Here is a 20635-nt window from a genome sequence, read left to right as displayed (position 1 = left end):
CCGGTGTGGTGCGCACCTCGGAGCGGGAACTCGCCGCTCTCACATGAGGTCCTTCACGCTCCCCCAGTCCGTCGCGGCCGACATCTTCGACGGAGCGGCGAAGGCGCCGGTGCCGTTGCCCGCCCACCACCACAGGGAGCCGCTCGCGTCGACGCCGGCGAGGTCGCCCCGCCGGTCGCCGTTGAAGTCGCCGGCGAAGACCTTGCTCACCGGGCCGAAACCGGCGGCGGGCCAGGTCTGCACGGTGCCGTAGTCCCAGTGGCCGTCGCCGTACCCGGGCTGGATCACGAGCCGCCCGTCAGGTACGTGCTGCGCCACTTCCATCCGGCCGTCGCCGTTGGAGTCCAGCGTGATCACGCTCCCCGCGAAGGCGTTTGCGGTCATGTACGCCCCGGGGCGGTATTCGCCGTCGCCGTTCCCCCGCCACCACCACAGGACATCGGTCTCGGGGTCGAGCTCCTGGATTCCGCAGGAGGCGAGGATGTCACCCTTGCCGTCGCCGTTGACGTCGGTGGAGGTGAAGTCCCGGCAGCGTGGCGGGTAGCCCTCCGCGAACACGCCCTGGGCGTGGTTGACGTCATCGGTCAGCGGCAGCGCCGGGCCGGTGACTCCGCCGTCACCGTTGCCGGTCCACCACCAGATGCGGTTGTCGGCGTCGACGGCGGCGACATCGCCCCTGCCGTCGGTGTTGAAGTCGGCGGGGAAGACCTGCTTGTAGCCGTTGCCCCGGCCGTCCGACCAGATGAGCCGCTTGTTCGCCAGGGTGCCGTTGCCGTTGCCCGGATGGAGGGCGAGGTTGCCGTCGCTCTGGAGGGAGACGACATCGGTGACGCCGTCGGAGTTGAAGTCCTGCGGTGCGACGAGGCCCGGCGTGACGTTGTGCACGTTGCAGGCGGGCAGGCCGGGGAAGGGCACGGAACCGGCCCCGGTGATCTTGTCGGCCGGTACGTAGCCCCAGCCCCGCCAGTTCGACCAGCCGCTGGATGTGTCGCCCTTGACGTAGTACCAGATGCGGTTCCCCGCGCCGTTCATGTCACCGCTGCGCCAGCACACGAAGCCGTGCGGCCCCGCCAGGAGGTGGCCGGTGACCTGTGAGCCGGCGAACGGCTCGATGCGGACGTCCGACGCCTGCGTCTCGCAGCTCATCTCGGTGTGGAAGGCGTTGCCGTCGGGGTCCTCGTACGCCACCTGGTCGCGCAGGAAGCACTCCCCGTTGTACGCGATCTCGACCGTGAGGCTCGCCGTGGCCACCTCGAACCTTCTGACGGTCTGTGTCGGCGGCGTCTCGGCGGCGGCCGAGCCCCGCAGCCCCAGGTCCACGATGGTGGTGCCGGCGAGGGCGGCCGCCTGCACCGCGCCCAGGGCGTTGAAGGTGAGCGTTCCGGCCGGGCAGGCGGCCGAGGCGAGTTTCGTCTTCCACGCCGCCTGGTTGTTCCACGTGGTCGCCGGTGTGGCGCGTCCGGTGTGCCACAGCTCCACCGTCGAGGCCGCGCAGTCCCCCGTGTACCAGGACATGTCCTTGAGGGTCAGGGAGGCCTTCAGTACCTGACGGCCCGCGAGGTACGGCACGTCCATCTGGAAGAAGGCGCGCTGGCGCGGATAGGAGGCGCCGATCTGGTACTGACCGATCTGGAGCTCGTGCCCGTACATCCAGCCGGACTGGGTGGGCCAGTAGGAGTTCAGCTGGCTCCAGGCCGACGGCTGCTTGCTGAACGAGGGGTCGACGTACACCGGGTAGGTGGTGTCCGCGTCCGTGAGCAGCTTCTGGTCAGGGACCACGGCGAGGCCGCCGGCGGTGACCTCGGTCCCCATGACCGCTTCCTTCTTCGACCCCTTCGCGCTGTCCCACATCCGCGGCGTAGGGCCGGAGAAGACCGTACGCCCCTTGGCGTCCACCGCCTTCAGACCCTGCCGGCCGTCACCGGTGACCTTCAGGCCGTCCGCCTTCAGCCCGAACGCGACCTTCTTCAGCTTCGGGTTCTTCGCCGCCTTGGCGTCCTTGACCACGAGCACCTGCGAAAAGCCTGCCGCCTCCGCCGTGACCTGGAGATCGACCCCCGGCAGCACCTCCGCGTACGTCGCCACCGGGCCCGCGAGCTTCGGCTCCGGCAAGTCACCGGGCCAGCTCATCTCCAGCACGTGCCGGTCGTCGTTGAGCCGCACCATCGGTCCGGCCCCGCCGTCGGAGAGCTCAAGGCCGGCGGCCGCGGCCTTCGGCACCACGCGCCCGTCACGGGACACCAGGGCCGTGTCCACGGGCACCCACGTGCCGCCCTGCTTCACCCGCACCGGCGTCATGTGCTGCGTGACCGTCAGCGTGCCGGAGGGATTCGCATACGTCTCGGATGTCTCCGTGCGGTTCTCCACCACCTCCACCGGCTTGCCGGACGCCCTCGCCTTCGCCAGCGGGGAGACGTTGACGCCTTCGGGCGGGGCCTTGTCGGGCTCGGCCGCCGCCGCGGCGTAACCGAGCGTCGTCACGGCCACGGCGAGGGCGGCACAGGAAGCGACCATCCTGCTTCGTCTCGTCGTTCGTGATGTTCTGGGCAACACCGATCACATCCGTTTCAGAGCGGAACTCGCTGGGGCTCTCGACGAGGCATGGCTGAGCCAGCGTGCCCCACCGCTCTGACGCGGACCTGACGTACCGCTGCCGGTGCCATGACGCAGCGGTCCGGGCGCCCGTCGCACATCCGGCCGCCGGGAGCTGTGAGCGCCCGGACGGGTCCTAGCCGGCCGTGAGGCGGGGTGGCTGGGTGCCCGTGACGAGGGTCGAGAGAGCCGCGTCGATGTCCTTGCCCAGGTACCAGTCGCCCGCGTGGTCGAGGCTGTAGACCCGGCCCTCCATGTCCATCGCCAGGATCGCCTGGTGCTCGCCCTCCTCGCCGAGCGGCGCGAGCTCCGTCTCCAGGGCGCGCCCCAGGTCCGCGAGCGTGCGGGAGAGGTGGAGGCCGGCGAGCGGGTCGAAGCGCACGGCGGCGGGCGCTATCTGCCGCCCGTGCCCGGGCGCGGTGATCCGCAGGCCGCCGAACTCGGCCCAGGCCTCGACGACGGCGGGGAAGACGCTGTGCCGGTGCCCGGCGGGGGAGACATGGGCGCGCAGGGTGTCGGCCCACTCCTCGGCGAGCTTGATGTCCCAGCGGCCCGGCTGCCAGCCGGCCTCGCGGAGGGCGGCGTCGACGTTGACCGGGAAGCGAGTGGTGCTGAGGTGGTCGGGCATGGGTGTGCGGTCAGCCGTTCTCGACAGGCGTGGTGGGGTCGACGGTGCGGACGCCGAAGTGGGCGAGCATCGCCGTACAGGAGCGGCAGGGTGCGGCGTAGCTGCCGTGCAGCGGGTCGCCGTCCTCGCGGATGCGACGCGCGGTGAGCTTGGCGTTCTTGAGCGAGCGGCGCGCCTCGCCGTGGGTCAGGGGCTTGCGCTGCGCGCGCTTGGAGCGGCCCGTCTCCGTGGCGGTGAGATGCCGGGAGAGCAGGATCGCCTCGGGGCAGCGGCCGGTGTAGCGCTCCCGCTGGCTGCTGGTGAGGGTGTCCAGGAAGTCCTGGACGAGGGCGTGCAGGGCGGGCGGGCGGTCGCCTCGGCCGGCGGTGCACGTGAGGGTCTCGCCGCGTACGGAGAGCGCGGCCCCGACGGTGGGAAGGATGCCGTCGCGGCGGTGAAGCAGTAACGGCGCGCGAGTGGCCTCGGCGCTGCTGCTCCAGTTGAGGCGTGGGTCACCCTGTGTGGGTGTCGGTGCTGCGTGCATGCGCTGGTCTTCCCCTCCTGCAATCCCCCGAGTTGCGTGGACAGCCTGCCAAATAGGGAGCCATATGGGGAAGCTGGGGCGGCCAAACGTGGCCCCGGTGTGTCGTGATCATGGTGCACCTGTCATGACGTCGTGACACTTGGTCACCGTCGGATCGGGCCGGTTCGGGCTCTTGTGGCAGCGCATAGGCTGTGCGGCATCAGTCAGCAGCAGCCAGCGGCTGCGGGTAGTAGCAGGCAGCGACGCCAGTGCAGGGGGCAACCGCCATGACGACAGGTCGGCTCGGGCAGGACACCGCGCCACCGAACGCGGCCTACACCGGGCAGGTCGTGCACTTCCCGGACCCGGTCCGTGCCTCCCGTCACCCGAGAGGGGTGCGGGTGGACGAGTACGGCCACCCGGATTTCTCGCCGTACGCGCGCGCGGCGGCGGAGATCGCCGACCCGCCGGAGGGTTTCGGCGTCGACGAGCTGCGGCTCACGGACTACGTCTCGGCGAACGCGGCGATGGCGGCGACCGGTCATGAGCTGTGGGACACGATCCCGGCGGTGGCGACCCCGCACGGCTGGACGTGGCACCACGTGGCGCGCAGTCGCCGGATGGAGCTGGTCCCGGTCGAGGTGAAGGCCCTCCTTCGGCATCACGGCGGGGTGGCGACGGCCGCCGTCGACCATGCGAAGCGCGGCACGCGGCCCCTGCAGGAGACCCGGCCGGTGCACTTCGGACTGCCGAAGGGCCTGGTGTCGGTGTCGGAGCAGCAGCTCCAGGGCGTCGAGGAGGACCTCGGCTACCGGCTTCCCGGCGCGTACCGCTCGTTCCTGAAGGCGGCGGGCGGCTGCGCCCCGGTGGGTGCGGCGCTCGACGCGGAGCTGGGGCTCCTGGTCGACCAGCCGTTCTTCACGGTGCGGGAGGAGGCCGGTGTCAACGACCTCGTCTACGTCAACAAGTGCCTCCGTGACCATCTGACCAAGGACTACCTGGGCGTCGCGTTCGTCCAGGGCGGCCTGATCGCGCTGAAGGTGCGGGGTGAGGGGGTCGGCACGGTGTGGTTCTGCGCGTACGACGACGCCCGGGACTCCGGCGAGGTGGCGGCCGGCTGGACGGTCGGCGAGCGGGTGGAGCGTCTGCTGCTGCCCTGTGGTGCGGACTTCGACGCGTTTCTGCAGCGGCTCGCGGGCAACCCGCCGGAGCTGGAGACGGTGGCGAACCTGATGGTGGACGGCGGCTTCGCGCGAGCGGTGGCCGTGGTCCCGGTGGGGGAGTGAGTGGGCTGTGGTGACCTTCGCGCAGGCGCAGGAGCGCGCCGAGGAGTGGATCAACGGCGAGCTGCCGTCGTACCAGCACCGTGAGGTGCGGGTCCGGGAGTTCGATCTCGGCTTCGTCGTGTGGGCGGAGGACCGCGAGGGCGGTCCGAGGTCGGACGGCGGCCGTCAGCGGCTCGTGATCGCCCGGGACAGCGGCGAGGCGACGCTGTGGCCGGGGCTGCCGGTGGGCGAGGTGATCCGGCGGTACGAGGAGGAGTACGGGGCGGCGGAGGAGGTTCCGGCGCAGGCGGCGGTTCCGGCGGCCCGGATCGATCTGAACCAGACGTCGTTCCTGCTGAGCCCGCCGGAGTGGTTGCAGGACGCGGCGGACCGGATCGGGCTGCCGAAGCAGCCGAACGTGTCGCAGGAGAGCGGGAGTGCGGCGGCGCCGGTGGACGACACGTCGGAGCCGGTGGGCGCGGCGGGTCCTTCGGCTTCGGTGGCGTCGTCGACTTCGTCTTCGGGGGGGTTCCCTTCGGCGGGGGCGCCTTCCGCTTCCTCCTCCTCTTCTTCTTCGTCCTCGGGGGACGGGGCCGACGCGTACGAGCCGACGGCGATGGACGGGGTCCCGGCGGAGACGCCGGCGGCTCCGTCGGCCGCGCCGCTGCCCCCGGCCGCGCCCGCGGGCAGCCCGTGGGTCGACGCCAACGCGAGTTCCGGTGGTGTGGACGGGGCGGTGCCGTTGCCCGCGACCGTGTTCGCGCCGGCGTTGTCGGGGGCGGACGACGAGGACGCCCCGCCGCCGCAGGTGGGCGCCGACGCGCCGACCGCCCTGATGCACGGCGGCAGCGCGCTGCCGCCGACCGCCGTGGCGCCCCGGCTCGACCCGGCCGCACCGCCGCCGCCCGGTGTTCAGGTGGCCCCGTCCACGCCGCCCGCGCCGAGCCCGTCGCCTTTGCCGCCGCAGGCCGGTCAGGGTGGTCAGGGTGGTCCGGGAGTGCCGCCGCCGCCCGCGCCCGCGCCCGCGCCTTCGGCGCCGGGTGCCGGGGACATCGCGGACGCCGCGACCAGCAAGGCCGCGCTGCCGCCGAAGGCCGGGCGCGGCCCGGCGACGCCGCCTCCGCCGCCGGGAGCCCCCGGGGTGCCGGGAGCCTCGTCGGGTGCCGGCGCGTACATCCCCACGCAGCTGGTGTCGCAGCTCGGGCCCGAAGGCATCCAGCCGCCCGGCCCGCCCGGTCCTCCCGCGCCTCCCGGTCCGCCGCCCGCTCCGGCGCCGCCGCAGCCCGTGCACCATGCCGCGACGATGCTGGCGCACCCGGGCCAGAGCGGTCCGGGCGCGCCTCCGCCGCCCCCGCCGCCGCCGGGCATGCCCGGCGCGCCCGGTACCCCTGCGGGCGGGGTCGCGCACGCCGCGACGATGCTGGCGCACCCGGGTCCCGGTGGTCCTTCGGCGCCGCAGCCTCCGGGCCCGCCGGCTCCGCCGCCGCCGCTGCACGGTGGGCACACGCCGCCGCCCGCGCCCGTACCCCCGGCGCCCGCACCCCCCGCGTACGGCTATCCGCAGCAGCCGGTGGGTCAGCCGACGGTCGGCCCCGGCTACCAGGCGGTGCTGCGTTATCGCGCCCCGGACGGTTCCGAGGCGCAGATCATCCGGCGTTCGGCGCCGGGCACCCCGCACCCGGAGTGGCAGATCCTGCACGAGCTGCGCGCGATGAACGTGCCGCCGCAGCAGGTGCTCGAACTCCACACGGAGCTGGAGTCCTGTGAGCTGCCGGGCGGTTACTGCGCCCGGATGATCCGGGAGACGTGGCCGCAGGCGCGGATCACCAGCATCGCCCCGTACGGTCGTGATCACACGGGCCGGCAGCAGGGCATGCGGCAACTCCTGACCCACCAGGGCGAGTTGCACCAGGTCGCGGACGGCCCGGCGCGTCCGGCGCCGGTACGGGCTCCGCTGCCGCAGGTGCAGCCGGCGCCGCCGGTCCCGCCGGAGGCGATCGCGCAGGAGCTGGCCGGGGCGTTCGGTCCGGGCGTCCTCCGCTTCGACCAGCACGCGGTGTCCCGTCAGGGCGTGCCGGAGCTGGTGGCGCGCACGCTGGTGTGGGCGGGGCTTCCGGCGGACTTCGGTCCGTTCTTCTGGGCGCAGCCGGCCGTGCCGGTGGTGCCGACGCTTGCCGAGCTGGCGGCGCAGCGGCAGGTCCAGGCCGCGCCGGACGCGAGCTCGTACCTGGTGCTCGGTTCGGACTTCGGGCGGGCGCTGTGCGTCCAGTACGGGACCGCGCACATCGTGGCGGTGCCGGTGGAGGCCGGTCCCGGCGGGCAGGTGGTGCCGCCGCAGTTCGTGAACACGGGGCTGCCGGAGTTCACCCGTTCGATGGCGCTGCTCGGCCGGATGTGGCGGCTGAGGTTCGGGCTCAACCCGGAGCAGGCGGGCCGCTGGACGGTCGATTTCCAGGCGCAGCTGGCGATGCTGGACCCGGCGGCGCTCTCGTCGCCGGAGAACTGGTGGTCGGTGCTTCTGGAACAGATGTGGGACGGCCTCCTGTAGGGGGTACTGAACGGAATGTGACGAAGGGCGCTTGACGTGTGTGCACGTTGGGCGCCTTTTGTCCGTTCTGATGGAGCATCCTGGACGTTCGGGTTCGGGTCGCAGGGAAGGGGCGTCAGGGATGAGTTTCGCCGTCGGACGGGGGCGCGGATACCGCCCCGAGCAGGTCGACCGTTACCTGGCCGCGCTCTCCGAGGACCGCGACGGCGCGTGGGAGCGGGCCGCGCGGCTCACGGTCCTCGCGAAGGAGATGGAGGCCGAGGCGGCTCGGCTGCGCGCGGCCGTCGAGGCGCTCGCGCCGCAGCGGTACGAGTCCCTCACCGACCGGGCGCGGAAGATCCTCGAGCTCGCCGAGCAGGAGGACGAGACGCTCGTACGGGAGGCCGAGGCGGAGGCGCAGTCCCTCGCGGAGGCGGCGGATACGGCGGCCCGGGAGGCGGCGGAGGCGGCGCGGACGTACGCGGAGGGCGTCCGGGAGGCGGCCGAGGCGGCGGCCCGCGCGACCCTGGAGGCGGCGCGGGCGCGGGCCGAGGAACTGACGTCGGACGCGACCCGCGAGGCGGAGGAACTGCGGGGCGCGGCGCGGGAGGTCTTCGAGGACACGGAGCGGCGCACGGCGGAACTCCTGGCGAAGCAGCGCGCGGACCAGAAGGCGGTACGGGACGAGGCCGAGCGCGAGGCGGACGGCAAGGCGGCCGAACTGGACGCCCACCACGAGGAACTGCTCACGCACGCGGAGGCCCGGCTCGCGGAGGCCCGAAGGTCCCTGTCGAAGACGGAGGAAGAGGCCCGCCACGGCCAGGAGGACGCGGAGGCGCGCGCGGGCGAACTCCTCGCGAGTGCGCGCCTGAAGGCGGAACGGACCGAACGCGAGACGGAACGGGTGCTGCGGGAACACGAGGAGGCGCGGGACGAGATCCACGCGCACATGGAACACATCCGCCACTCGCTGGCAGCGCTGACGGGGAGGGTGGCGGGGCCGCCGGAGCAGGGACAAGGGCCGGGATCGGGGCAGGGCTCGGACCCGGAGCCGGACGCGGAGCAGGAGCAGGGGTCGGACCCGGACCCGGGCGGAAAGCGGCCGGAGGTGTAACGGAAAGCCGGTGGAAACCGGTTGCCGTGCGTCCGATAGCCTCCCGTCTCCCAGGGGAGGGAACATCTACTTGAACCACGCACGCATGCGCGGCCGCCGACTCGCGGCCGCCGCCGTCACCATCGTCCTCGCCGCCACGGGCGGCACGCTGACCACGCTCCCGGCCACGGCAGCCGCTCCGGCCGCCACGCAGGAGGACCAGCAGCAGACCGTCGTGAGCTTCCCGCTCAACGCGGACGTCGTCGGGGCGGGGCCGAGCGGCTTCCTGTCGAAGACGCGCGGCACCACGCCGGAGTACCGCTGGACCTGGTACCTGGACGGCTCGTCGATCGTGCTGCCCGGCGCCTACGCCGTCGGCGGCGGCACGGACCTTGTCGTCACCGGCGACCAGCCCGCCGATTACAGCAGCCGCCGGCTGGAGGTCCACGACCTGTCGACGCCCGACACAGCCGCTGAGGCCCCGGTCACGGTCGACCTCGACGCCCTCGGCGGTTACCAGCTCACCGGCCTCGTCGGCAGCACCCTCCTGCTCTCGCGGGAGGAGGGGGACCACTGGAAGGAGTACGCCGCCACGGTCGAAGACGGCACACCGAAGGTCCGGTGGCTGGCAGGGGGACCCGGCATCGAGTGCTACTCGGGTCAGGACGGCTGGACCGACACCGGTTCCGCGCTCTACGACTGCTGGATCGGCGACACGTCGATGCCCGCCAAGGTCCTCGTCGATCTCGCCTCCACCAGCAGGCCCACCTACCTGCAATCCGAGAACGAGTACGCCGGGTACGGCGCGGTCTCCGCCACGCACGTGGCCTGGCGCGAGTCGCGGCTCTCAGGCAAGGGGATCGTCGCCCACCGGCGCGGCACGTCCGGCGAGCGGTGGTTCCCGTCGGAGGACCGGGACGATCCGCTGTACCTGGTCGGCGGCTGGGCGGCATCAGGCCAGAAGGCCCACATCGAGGCGTCTACCTACGTCGACGGCGGATACAACCGGACGAGGCGGCCGTTCACCGTCCAGTCGATGGAGACCGGAGAGAAGGCCGTCCTCCTGACCGCGTTCTCCTCCACCGTCGCCGGGCCCGGCGGCTCCCTCCTGGTGCGCGGTGGCACTCCCGAGCAGGGCGAGGGCCTCTACCGGATCTCGCCGCGCGCCGACGGCGGTCGGCCGATCGTCGAACTGGTCGCGTCCACGGGGCAGTCGACCGTCGTCACCCTCACGGGATCCACCACCCCGAAGACGCTCCCCGCCGACCAGGTCGCGCGTGGGGTCGACTTCAGCTGGGACCTCTCCCGGGTGGACAGCCGCGTGTGGCTGACCCTGACCCATGTGCGCAGCCGGGCCACGGTCTACGACTCTTGGGACATCCCGTTCGGCGCAGTCGCCGGGACACCGCGCCGGTTGACCTGGCGCTGGGACGGCAAGGACCTGGAGTCGCCCGACCAGGGACTCCCCGCCCGCAGCGGCGAGTACGAGTGGCAGCTCACCGCCAGCCCCGACGAGGGAATCGGCCCCGATCTGGTCACCACCGGCCGGTTCACCGTGACCCGGCCCCCCGCGCCTCACGACTTCGACGACGACGGCTCGGCCGACCTCCTCGTCCGCGAGCCCAGCGGTGTGCTGTGGCGCGTCGGCAGCCGGCCCTCCGCCCCGGGCGGCTCCCTGACGGAGACCGGCACATCCCGGGTGGGCGTCGGCTGGCAGGCCTACGACCGGCTCGAAACCGCGGGGAACATCGCCGGCTCGGCCGCGCCCGATGTCGTCGCCCGGGACCGCGCCGGCGTCCTCTGGCTCTACCAGGGCACCGGTGACCGCGACAAGCCGCTCTCGGTCCGGACGAGGATCGGCGTCGGCTGGCAGGCGTACAACCACCTGGCGGCCGGCAGCGACCTCACCGGCGACGGCCGGGCGGACCTGGTCGCCACCGACAAGGCGGGCGACCTGTACCTGTACAAGGGCACGGGCTCGGCCACCACCCCCTTCGCCACCCGCAAGAAGATCGGCGTCGGCTGGGGTGTGTACAACCAGCTCACCGCCACCGGCAACCTCGCGGGCGGCCCGGCCGGTGACCTCGTCGCCCGGGACAAGGCCGGTGCCCTCTGGCTGTACCTGGGCAAGGGCGACGGCACCTTCGCCGCCCGCATCCGGGTCGGCGGCGGCTGGGGCGGCTTCACCGACCTCGTCGGCGTCGGAGACGCCAACGGCGACGGCCGGGCCGACCTGATCGCCACGGCCGGCGGCACCGCCACCTTCTACGCCGGTACGGGCAGCTGGAACTCCCCCCTCAAGGGCGGCGTGAAGACCGACGTCACGGGCGGGCTGTCGTACAACACCGCGTTCTAGGCCGGTCACATGAGGGCGCACTCCGCCCACACCGTCTTCCCCGGCGCCCCGAGCCTCGGGCACCAGCCCCAGCGGTCGGCCAGCGCCTCGACCAGCAGCAACCCCCGGCCCCCGTCCGACAGTTCCGAACGGGGGCCGGTGAGCTGTGCGGGCCGGGGCGGTACGCGCTCGGCGCGGGTGTCGCTCACCTCGATCCGCGCGAGGGGGCGGGGTGCCGCCGTCACCCGGAGCAGCAGGTGGAAGTCCCGTCCGGGCACGTGCCCGTGCCGTACGGCGTTCGCGGTCAGCTCGGCGGCGACGAGCACGACGGTCTCGTGCGGCCCGGTCCCGTACGGGACGCCCCACTCGTCCAGCCGGACGGCGACCAGCCGCCGAGCGAGCCGGGCGCCCCGGGCGGTCGACGTGAACCGCAGGGCGAAGAACCGGTCTCCCAAGTGAGGCGAGTTGCGGGCGAGTTGGCTGAGGTCGGTGGGGCTCAAGTTGTCGCTCATCATGCCTCCCAAGGTCCTCTTGGCGGCGTAGCGTGACCAGTGGTGACGCACCGACGCGATGGCCTTGTACGTGGTCCGTCGGTGCAGGTACGAGAGGCGGGGTGCAATGGCGGAGGAGCAGGCGCCGGAGCCCGAGTCTGATGCCGCAGCCGGTGGTCGGGCGGCGGACAGGGCTGGGCAGGGCGTGGTGGCGGCGTTCGGAAAAAGTCTGAAGACGCTGCGGACACGGGCGGGGATGGAGCGGGAGGAGTTCGGTAAACGTCTGGGTTACTCGGCGTCGACCATTGCGTCGTTCGAGCAGGGCCGGAGGATTCCACCGCCGCGTGCGATCGACCGGTCCGACGAGGTGCTGGACGCAGGTGGGCTGTTGACGGTCTGGAAGGAGCAACTGGAGAAGGCGCAGTATCCGGCGTTCTTCCAGGGAATGGCGGAGCTTGAGAAGCAGGCCATAGAGCTGTTGTCGTACGGCAAGCTGATGGTGACCGGTCTGCTTCAGACGGAGGGGTACATGCGCGCTCTTCTGGCCATGAGGCGCCCTCCGTTGGACCAGGAGATCATCGAGCAGCGGGTGATGGCCCGTCTGGCTCGGCAGGACATCTTCGAGCGGCGCCCCGCGCCTCTGCTTAGTTTCGTCATGGACGAGGCGGTGCTCCGGCACCGATACGGCGGCAAGGAGGTTCTTCGCGGGCAGCTGGAGCATTTGCTTCTGATCGGCCAGCGACGGAACGTCGAGCTCCAGGTCGTACCGACCGACTGCGAGGACAACGCGGGCGTGAACGGCCCCTTCACAGTCGTCACGCGGAAGGACGGCAAACAGTTCCTCTACGTCGAGGTCACGAACATCAGCTCCTTGGAGACCGATCCAGAGCAGGCCGTTCTCGCGTCAGCGCGCTATGGGATCATCCGGTCTCAGGCTCTCAGCCCGAGAGAGTCGCTGGCGTTCATCGAGAAGTTGCTGGGAGAAGTATGAACAACACCGAGTCCCTCGCCTGGTTCAAGAGCAGCTACAGCAACACCGAGGGCGGCGAGTGCATCGAGGTCGCGACCAGTGCCGGTGCCGTGCACGTGCGTGACTCCAAGGACGTGGCCCGGCCGGCCCTCCGAGTGTCCCCTGACGCGTGGGCCGGATTCGTCCAGCTCGCCTCCGCGGAGTAGTACAGCCCGCCGCTGTACGCGTGAGAGCCCTGCCGTCCGAGCCGGACGGCAGGGCTCTCACGTCCGGACACGTCACTCGCCGGTCAGGCAGGCGTGGCACAGGCACCGGTCCGGGTGCGGACTGTTCGGGGCCGTCGCGGCGCGGTACTGGCGCGCGTACTGCTCCAGCGTCGCGGACAGCTCGGCCGCGTAGTCCGGGTCGCCCCCGTAGCTCGTCTCACGCAGTCGCTCCAGGGCGCGCGGGGTGTGGACGAGCTTCGGCCGGAAGGTGTGGAGGTGGCGCGTCGCCGTGTCGATGACGATCCACCGGCCGGTGTGCCGCTCACGTCCGACCGCCGTGACCCGCTCGCCTCCCGAACCCAAGTACACGCCGCCCACGTACACCTTCGCCCCGCCCTTGAAGAACTTCGTGCCCGAACGCAGTTCCCGGCCGCCCTCTCCGCACCGGCGCCAGGCCACCACGTTCGCCGCTATCGCCCAGCGCGGCTCCTGCTGCGGAACCTCCGGCTCGTTCATTCGCCCCGCCCTCCTCGTCGGCCTCCCGGCCGAACGCGAAGCAGCAGCGTAGGCCGGGTCGGAGAATGCCGGTACCTGATTTCGGCCTCGCCCCGGCCTGGCCGTCCGGACGGCTCCTAGTTCCGTCGGACGTCCTTCACGAACACCAGGCCGTCGCTGTCCGCCAGGCGCGCCGGGTCCAGTGGGGCGTAGCCGAACCAGGGGGACGCGCGGGGTTCGGGAGGCGTCGTGCCGAGGGTGGTCGCCAGGCGGCGGGCGTCGACTACGCAGCTCTCGGGCGGGAGCGCGTACAGGAGGCCCTCCAGGGTGTCCGGGGGTGGCGCGTCCACGCCCTGGTGCCTGATCGTGCCGAGGGCGGTGGCCAGGAACCCGTACCCCTCGCCCAGTTCGGCGCTCACCAGCGCCCCGGCGCCCCACCACTCCACCGGTCCCTCCCACATCCGCATCGTGCTCTTCCCCCGTTGGAGGTGCGAGTTGTGGGCGTGGACGAGCGCCGGGCCCCGGGCCGCGAGGGCGAGGAGGTTGTCGGCCATCAGCAGGTCCCGCTGGGTGCAGAGGCGTGTCATGCGGGAGGGTGACGGGTCGGCCATCGCGTGGTGGTAGCGCAGGAGGCCGAGGGCGGTGCGGGCGTACAGGTGGGCGCGGTCCCGCTCGTCCCGTGAGGTCGTCGCGAGCAGGTGCGGTGTCTGGGCGTCGAGCAGGGCCGTCAGTTCGTCGGTGAGAAGTCGTAGTTCGGCCGCGTCGGCCGACCGGCCCACCGACCTGGCCGGGTCCATCATCGCGGCCGGTTCGGTCCAGCGGTCGTCGGCGCCGAGCAGCTCGTCGAGGGTCTCCCGGGTACAGGGGAGCAGGGCCTCGTCGACCCGGGCCGCGAGGTGGTCGTGGAGGGCGGTGAGGGCCTGGCGGGGGCTTTCGGCGGCGGCGATCTCCAGCGGGCCGTCGAAGCCGGCGAAGCGGAGCCGGTCGGAGGCGGGGCGGCCCTCGTTGAAGTGGCCCATCCAGCGCACGAGTTCGCGGTTGGCGGCGGAGGCGCCCCAGTCGTGGCTGAAGCCCCGCTCCATCACCTCGTCGAGCGTGCCCGTGCCCGAGGTTATGTGGTCGTCCACGATCAGGCCCCGCACGCAGTCACTCTCGATGGCGATCGTGCGGTAGCCCTCCTCCTCGACGAGCTGCCGGAAGAGGTCGTTCCGCAGATCGAGGAGGGCTTCCTCGCCGTGGGTGGGCTCGCCCAGGGCGAGGAGTCGGGGCCGGGCCGGGAGCAGACGCATGACGGCGGCGGAGTCGACGGGGTGGGTGGTGTCCTTGATGTCAGTCGCCATGCCTTCAACGGTATCGTTGAACCTTCGGTGGAGACTTTTTCGCGGGGGCGGGGGAATCGTGGGGCGTAACCTTCAAACCGAGGGGCGGCTTCGGCCCGTTGATCTCGCGCGCGTGCACGGTCTGTCCACCCAGGCGGTCAGGAACTACGAGGAAGTAGGCATCCTCCCCGCCGCCGACCGCACCCCCTCCGGCTACCGCGTCTACACCCCGCTGCACGCGGGCGCGCTGCGCGCGTTTCTGGCCCTCGTGCCCGGCCACGGGCATCAGACGGCGGCGTCGATCATGCGGGCCGTGAACGAGGGCGCGGTCGACGAGGCGTTCCGGCTCATCGACGAGAGTCACGCCCAGCTGCTCGACGACCGGCGGACCCTCCGGGCCGTCGAGAGTGCCCTCCGCGACCTGGGGCCTGCCGTGGTGACTGATCCCGATCCCGGTGGCACCTTCATCGGGCCGCTCGCGGAGCAGCTCGGCATCCGGCCCGCGACCCTGCGGAAGTGGGAACGCGCCGGTCTCGTGCGCCCCCGCCGTGACCCTCGGACCGGGTACCGCGTCTACGACGAGGCCGACGTACGGGATGCCCGCCTCGCCCACCAGCTCAGGCGGGGCGGCTATCTGCTGGAGCGGATCGCTCCGTTGATCGCGCAGGTACGGGCGGCCGGCGGGCTCGAACCGCTGGAGGCCGCCCTCGGCGACTGGCACGGCCGGCTGTCCGGGAGGGGGAGGGCGATGCTCGCGGGGGCGGCGGAGCTGGAGGCGTACCTCCGCGAGCGCGGCTGAGGCTTCCGTCCACGGGACTCCTGGGGTTGAGGATCCCGTACCCCGTCATTCCGCACCGCGTCGCTCCCCCTTCCTCTCCTCCCCCTCCCCTTCCTCCTCCAGGACCGGGAAGTGGCGCGGCGCCAGGGTGAGGAGGGCCAGGAGGGCGAGGGCGGCGGCCGCCGCCGCGCCCAGGTACACGTAGTCGACCGCCGCGTCGACCGCGCGGCGCAGGTGGTCGGCCGCCTCGGCGGTGAGGGAGCCCGGGGTGTCCAGGGAGCGGGCCAGGGCGTCCAGGTCGCCGGTGCCGCCGAGGCGGGCGGCGAGGACGCCGTTGGCGACGGCGCCGAACAGGGCCGCGCCGACGCTCTGGCCGACCTGGCGGCAGAAGAGGACGGAGGCGGTGGTCGTGCCGCGTTCCTCGTACGGGACGGTCGACTGCACACCGACGATCAGGGGCAGTTGGAAGAGGCCGAGCGCCCCGCCGAGCAGCAGCATCAGGAGGGCGGGCTGCCAGGCCTCGCCGGGGAACGGCAGGAACGGGAACGCGAGCAGCAGGACCAGTGCGAGCGAGATGCCGAGGACGGCGGTGAGCCGGAAGCCGATGCGGCTGTAGACCCGGTTGGAGAGCGCGGCCGCGATGGGCCAGCTGAGGGTCCACGAGGAGAGGACGAACCCGGCGGCGATCGGCCCGAGGCCCAGGACGGACTGGGCGTACGTGGGCAGGAAGACGGTCGGGGCGACCATGAGCAGGCCGAGGGCGCCGAGGGAGAGGTTGACGGCCGCGATCGTACGGCGGCGCCAGACCCAGCCGGGGATGATCGGTTCGGCCGCGCGCCGCTCGATGACGACGGTCAGGGCGGCGAGGGCGGCGGCCCCGCCGAGGAGGCCGAGGGACGGGGCGGAGAGCCAGGGCCAGGCGACGCCGCCCTGGACGAGGGCGGTGATGAGCAGCGCGCCGGTGGCGAAGATGGCGAGGGCCCCGGCCCAGTCGACGCGCACGCGCGCGCGGGGTGCGGCTTCCCTCGTCTCCGGTGCGTCCGCCCGGGTGCGGGTGGGTTCCACCAGGTGCCGGCTGATCAGCCAGAGGGCGAGCAGGCCGACCGGGAGGTTGATCAGGAAGATCCAGCGCCAGTCGGCGTACCCCGCGAGGAGGCCGCCGGCGGCCGGGCCCGCGATCGAGGAGGCGGCCCAGACGGAGGACAGTCGCGCCTGGATCCTGGGGCGCTCCTTCAGGGGGTAGAGGTCGGCGGCGATGGTCTGGACGGTGCCCTGGAGGGCGCCGCCGCCGAGGCCCTGGACGACGCGGAAGGCGATCAGGGACGCCATGTCCCAGGCGGCGGCGCAGAGCAGGGAGCCGACGAGGAAGAGGACCGTCCCGGCGACGAGTACCGGCTTGCGGCCGAAGGTGTCGCTGAGCTTCCCGTACACCGGCAGGGTGACCGTCACGGCGAGCAGGTAGCCGGCGAACAGCCAGGAGAAGACGGAGAGTCCGCCGAGGTCGCCGACGATCTGCGGGACGGCGGTGGACACGATCGTGCCGTCGAGGGCGGCGAGGCCCATGGCGAGCATGAGCGCGAGGACGACGGGCCGGCGACGGTCGGTGGAGGGCGCCGGGGCCGGATCGGCTCCCGCTCGCGTGGTCGACGGATCCGTCACCGCGCAGTTCCTTTCTTCGTACACCTAAATGGGCGCGGTCAGGGTCTCACCCGTACCCGGGGTGGAGGAACCCCTAGGGGCATCTCCCCCATACGGCCCAGGGGTCGTTCGTCCCGACGGAGGACGAGAAGGGGCCCGTCGGGTTCTTAACTTGAACTTACAAATCCCACCCACTGCTCCTAGGAGAGAACCGTGACCACGGCTGTGACCATCCCCAGGCACGGGGGTACTGGAGGGCGTACGGCCGTCGCTGCGCGGGCGCGTCAGGTCGTCAAGGCGTACGGCTCGGGGGAGACCCGGGTCGTCGCGCTCGACTCCGTCGACGTCGACATCGCCCGGGGACAGTTCACCGCGATCATGGGGCCCTCGGGTTCCGGCAAGTCGACCCTGATGCACTGCCTCGCCGGGCTCGACACCGTCACCAGCGGCGAGATCTACCTCGACGACACCGAGATCACCGGGCTCAAGGACAAGAAGCTCACCCAGCTGCGCCGGGACCGGATCGGTTTCATCTTCCAGGCGTTCAACCTGCTGCCGACCCTGAGCGCCCTGGAGAACATCACGCTCCCCATGGACATCGCCGGCCGCAAGCCGGACGCCGAGTGGCTGCGCCGGGTCGTCGACACCGTCGGGCTCTCCGACCGCCTGAAGCACCGGCCGAACGAGCTCTCCGGCGGGCAGCAGCAGCGCGTCGCCGTGGCCCGCGCGCTCGCCGCCCGGCCCGAGATCATCTTCGGGGACGAGCCGACCGGAAACCTCGACTCGCGGGCCGGCGCCGAGGTCCTCGGCTTCCTCCGCACCTCCGTCGACGAGCTGGGCCAGACCATCGTCATGGTCACCCACGACCCCGTCGCCGCCTCCTACGCCGACCGTGTGCTCTACCTCGCCGACGGCCGGATCGTGGACGAGATGCTCCGGCCCACCGCCGACGCCGTCCTCGACCGCATGAAGGACTTCGACGCGCGCGGGCGGACGTCGTGACCGTCCTCAAGACCTCGCTGCGCAACTTCCTCGCGCACAAGGGCCGCATGGCGCTCTCCGCCGTCGCCGTCCTCCTCTCCGTCGCCTTCGTCTCCGGGACCCTCGTCTTCACGGACACGATGAACACGACGTTCGACAAGCTCTTCGCGTCGACCGCGTCCGACGTCACCGTCAGCCCCAAGGGCGGCTCGGTCAGCGACGAGACCCCGCAGTCCGGCCGCCCCGAGGCCTTCCCCGCCTCGCTCCTCGAGCAGGTACGCAAGGCCGACGGCGTCCAGGCCGCCCAGGGCGCCGTCGCCACGACCGGCGTCACCGTCGTCGACGCGAAGAACAAGAACGTCGGGCCCACCAGCGGCGCCCCGACCATCGCCGTCAACTGGAGCCCCAACGAGCTGCGTTCGGTGGAGATCGCCTCCGGCCACGAGCCGCGCGGCCCCACCGACGTGGTCGTCGACGGTGCCACCGCCGAGAAGCACGGCCTGAAGCTCGGCGACGAACTGCGGACCATCTCCGTCATCGGTGACTTCACCGCGAAGATCTCCGGCATCGTCGACTTCAAGGTCACCAACCCGGGCGCCACCGTCGTCTACTTCGACACCCCCACCGCGCAGCGCGAACTGCTCGGCAAGGAAGGCCTGTTCACGCAGATCGCCGCCGACGCCAAGGCCGGTGTCAGCGACGACGTCCTCAAGCGGAACATCGCCGCCGCCATCGGCGACGGCTACAAGCTGCAGACCGCCGCCGAGGCCGCCGACGAAGGACGCGAGGACGTCGCCGGCTTCCTCGACGTCATGAAGTACGCGATGCTCGGCTTCGCCGGGATCGCCTTCCTCGTCGGCATCTTCCTCATCGTCAACACCTTCTCCATGCTGGTCGCCCAGCGCACCCGCGAGATCGGCCTCATGCGGGCCATCGGCTCCAGCCGCAAGCAGATCAACCGGTCCGTCCTCGTCGAAGCGCTGCTCCTCGGCCTCGTCGGCTCGATCGCCGGAGTCGCGGCGGGCGTCGGGCTCGCCGTCGGCCTCATGGAACTCATGTCCTCCATGGGCATGGAACTCTCCACCGGCGACCTCACCGTGAAGTGGACGACGCCCGCCGTCGGCCTCGCCCTCGGCATCGTCGTCACCGTCCTCGCCGCCTACATCCCGGCCCGCCGCGCCGGAAAGGTCTCCCCGATGGCCGCCCTCCGCGACGCGGGCACCCCCGCCGACGGCAAGGCAGGCAGGGTACGGGGCGGGATCGGGCTCGCCCTCACCGCCACCGGAGCGGCCGCCCTGGTCGCCGCGGCCCGCGCCGAGGAGGCCGGTCCCGGATCGATGTGGCTCGGCCTCGGCGTCGTCCTCACCCTCCTCGGCTTCGTCGTCATCGGCCCGCTCCTCGCGGGCGGAGTCGTCCGCGCCCTCGGCGTCGTCGTCCTGCGGGTCTTCGGCCCGGTCGGCCGGATGGCCGAGCGGAACGCGCTCCGCAACCCGCGCCGCACCGGCGCGACCGCCGCCGCCCTGATGATCGGCCTCGCGCTCGTCGCCTGCCTCTCGGTCGTCGGCTCCTCGATGGTCGCCTCCGCCACCGACGAACTCGACCGGTCCGTCGGCGCCGACTTCATCGTGCAGTCCGGCACCGGGCAGCCGATCGTGCCGCAGGCGCAGGCCGCCCTGGAGAAGGCCCCGGGCCTCGACCACGTCAGCGAGTACAAGTGGGTCGACGCCACCGTCACCGACCCGCGCGGGAAGACCACGAAGGCCGACCTGGCCGCCACCGACCCGACGTACATGGAGGACCTGCGCCGGGAGACCACCGCGGGCACCCTCGCCGACGCCTACGGACCGGGTGCGATGTCGGTGGGCAGCGACTACGCCACCGAGCACGGCGTGAAGGTCGGCGACACCCTGACCGTCGCCTTCAAGGGCGGGAAGCCGGCGAAGCTCAAGGTCGCGGCGATCACCGCCGACACCGGCAACGTCGACAACGGGGTGATGTACACCAACGTCACCACCCTCGCCGAGTACGTGCCCGCCGACCGCCTGCCGCACAGCCTGCTCCTCCTCGCCAGCGCGAAGGACGGGCAGGAGACCGCGGCCTACCAGTCGCTCAAGGACGCGCTCGCGCCGTACCCGCAGTACAAGGTGAGCAACCAGGCCGACTACAAGGAGGACCTGAAGAACCAGGTCGGACAGCTGCTCAACATCGTGTACGGGCTCCTCGCCCTGGCGATCGTCGTCGCCGTCCTTGGTGTCGTGAACACGCTGGCCCTCTCGGTCGTCGAGCGGACCCGCGAGATCGGCCTCATGCGGGCCATCGGCCTCTCGCGCCGGCAGCTGCGCCGCATGATCCGCCTGGAGTCGGTGGTGATCGCGCTCTTCGGCGCCCTGCTCGGCCTCGGCCTGGGCATGGGCTGGGGTACGGCGGCCCAGAAACTCCTGGCCCTGGAGGGCCTCGGCGTCCTGGAGATCCCGTGGCCGACGATCCTCACGGTCTTCGTGGGCTCGGCGTTCGTGGGACTGTTCGCGGCGCTGGTCCCGGCGTTCCGGGCGGGCCGGATGAACGTCCTGAACGCGATCGCCAGCGAGTAGCGGTCGCGGGACGGCAGCGGGGGACGGCCCCGGAGGACCTGCCAGGTCCTCCGGGGCCGCGCGCTGCTCTGGCCGGTGCCCCGACCGGACGGCGGTCCGGGTGTGGTTCGGGGGCGGGTGTCCGTGGGGCGTCGTAGGCTGGGGATCACCGGGCCGTACGCGTCCGGGAGCAACCCGGCCCGCTCGACGTGTCGGGCTGTTCGCGTTGCCCGCCCCGCCCCCGT

At 72.3% G+C, this 20635-nt stretch carries 16 protein-coding genes; 9 read left to right on the top strand and 7 right to left on the bottom strand.

Annotated features, from left to right (window positions below):
• Window positions 1-39: 39 nt before the first annotated feature.
• The 3 genes from ACIRB7_RS23835 to ACIRB7_RS23825 form a co-directional block, all read right to left on the bottom strand.
• Window positions 40-2514, bottom strand: coding sequence for an FG-GAP repeat domain-containing protein (locus ACIRB7_RS23835; protein ID WP_403602118.1), 2475 nt, complete (start codon window positions 2512-2514; stop codon window positions 40-42).
• Between the two features lie 214 nt (window positions 2515-2728).
• Window positions 2729-3220 carry an SUKH-3 domain-containing protein gene (locus tag ACIRB7_RS23830; protein WP_403602115.1) on the bottom strand — a complete coding sequence of 164 codons (492 nt, stop codon included), beginning with the start codon at window positions 3218-3220 and terminating at the stop codon, window positions 2729-2731.
• A gap of 10 nt (window positions 3221-3230) precedes the next feature.
• Window positions 3231-3743 (bottom strand): YwqJ-related putative deaminase, encoded by a 513-nt coding sequence (locus ACIRB7_RS23825; protein WP_403602113.1) that lies wholly within the window; start codon window positions 3741-3743, stop codon window positions 3231-3233.
• Window positions 3744-4009: 266 nt separating this feature from the next.
• On the opposite strand from ACIRB7_RS23825, the gene ACIRB7_RS23820 reads away from it, so the two are divergent.
• The 4 genes from ACIRB7_RS23820 (at window position 4010) to ACIRB7_RS23805 (ending at window position 10963) form a co-directional block, all read left to right on the top strand.
• Entirely contained in the window at window positions 4010-5008 is a 999-nt protein-coding gene (locus ACIRB7_RS23820) for an SMI1/KNR4 family protein (protein ID WP_403602110.1), read from the top strand.
• 7 nt (window positions 5009-5015) lie between these two features.
• Entirely contained in the window at window positions 5016-7535 is a 2520-nt protein-coding gene (locus ACIRB7_RS23815) for an SUKH-4 family immunity protein (RefSeq protein ID WP_403602108.1), read from the top strand.
• Window positions 7536-7656: 121 nt separating this feature from the next.
• On the top strand, window positions 7657-8628 hold the full coding sequence (locus tag ACIRB7_RS23810) for a cellulose-binding protein (RefSeq protein WP_403602105.1): 972 nt from the start codon (window positions 7657-7659) through the stop codon (window positions 8626-8628).
• A 70-nt stretch (window positions 8629-8698) separates the two neighbouring features.
• Window positions 8699-10963, top strand: a complete 2265-nt coding sequence (locus ACIRB7_RS23805; protein WP_403602102.1) for an FG-GAP repeat domain-containing protein — start codon at window positions 8699-8701, stop codon at window positions 10961-10963.
• A gap of 5 nt (window positions 10964-10968) precedes the next feature.
• Here ACIRB7_RS23805 and ACIRB7_RS23800 read toward each other — a convergent pair whose 3' ends face one another.
• The gene (locus ACIRB7_RS23800; protein ID WP_403602099.1) at window positions 10969-11457 is read right to left on the bottom strand and encodes an ATP-binding protein; all 489 of its coding nucleotides are present in this window, start codon (window positions 11455-11457) and stop codon (window positions 10969-10971) included.
• Window positions 11458-11560: 103 nt separating this feature from the next.
• On the opposite strand from ACIRB7_RS23800, the gene ACIRB7_RS23795 reads away from it, so the two are divergent.
• A complete protein-coding gene (locus tag ACIRB7_RS23795) occupies window positions 11561-12424 on the top strand; it encodes a helix-turn-helix domain-containing protein (protein WP_403602096.1) in 864 nt (287 codons plus the stop codon).
• Window positions 12421-12609: a DUF397 domain-containing protein gene (locus ACIRB7_RS23790; protein WP_403602093.1), complete on the top strand. Its 189-nt coding sequence runs from the start codon at window positions 12421-12423 to the stop codon at window positions 12607-12609. The genes ACIRB7_RS23795 and ACIRB7_RS23790 overlap by 4 nt, the downstream gene beginning before the upstream one ends.
• Window positions 12610-12681: 72 nt before the next feature.
• Here the strand turns inward: ACIRB7_RS23790 and ACIRB7_RS23785 are convergent, their stop codons facing one another.
• Both ACIRB7_RS23785 and ACIRB7_RS23780 read right to left on the bottom strand, forming a co-directional pair.
• Window positions 12682-13125, bottom strand: a complete 444-nt coding sequence (locus ACIRB7_RS23785) for a hypothetical protein (protein ID WP_403602090.1) — start codon at window positions 13123-13125, stop codon at window positions 12682-12684.
• 116 nt (window positions 13126-13241) lie between these two features.
• Window positions 13242-14444: an erythromycin esterase family protein gene (locus ACIRB7_RS23780; protein ID WP_403602087.1), complete on the bottom strand. Its 1203-nt coding sequence runs from the start codon at window positions 14442-14444 to the stop codon at window positions 13242-13244.
• 58 nt (window positions 14445-14502) lie between these two features.
• On the opposite strand from ACIRB7_RS23780, the gene ACIRB7_RS23775 reads away from it, so the two are divergent.
• Complete coding sequence (locus ACIRB7_RS23775) at window positions 14503-15222, top strand: TioE family transcriptional regulator (RefSeq protein ID WP_403602085.1); 720 nt, start codon at window positions 14503-14505, stop codon at window positions 15220-15222.
• Between the two features lie 45 nt (window positions 15223-15267).
• Here the strand turns inward: ACIRB7_RS23775 and ACIRB7_RS23770 are convergent, their stop codons facing one another.
• Window positions 15268-16860, bottom strand: coding sequence for an MFS transporter (locus tag ACIRB7_RS23770; protein ID WP_403602082.1), 1593 nt, complete (start codon window positions 16858-16860; stop codon window positions 15268-15270).
• Window positions 16861-17052: 192 nt separating this feature from the next.
• Here ACIRB7_RS23770 and ACIRB7_RS23765 point away from each other — a divergent pair, with 192 nt between their 5' ends.
• Window positions 17053-17841 (top strand): ABC transporter ATP-binding protein, encoded by a 789-nt coding sequence (locus ACIRB7_RS23765; protein ID WP_403602079.1) that lies wholly within the window; start codon window positions 17053-17055, stop codon window positions 17839-17841.
• Window positions 17838-20411 (top strand): ABC transporter permease, encoded by a 2574-nt coding sequence (locus ACIRB7_RS23760; protein WP_403602076.1) that lies wholly within the window; start codon window positions 17838-17840, stop codon window positions 20409-20411. Before ACIRB7_RS23765 ends, ACIRB7_RS23760 begins: the two co-directional genes overlap by 4 nt.
• Window positions 20412-20635: the final 224 nt, after the last annotated feature.

Source organism: Streptomyces sp. NPDC093795 (genome assembly GCF_044764665.1).
In the GTDB taxonomy this organism is placed as follows: domain Bacteria; phylum Actinomycetota; class Actinomycetes; order Streptomycetales; family Streptomycetaceae; genus Streptomyces.
Note: the sequence above shows the minus strand (reverse complement) of the source record. Positions and strands in the feature narration are given on the sequence as shown.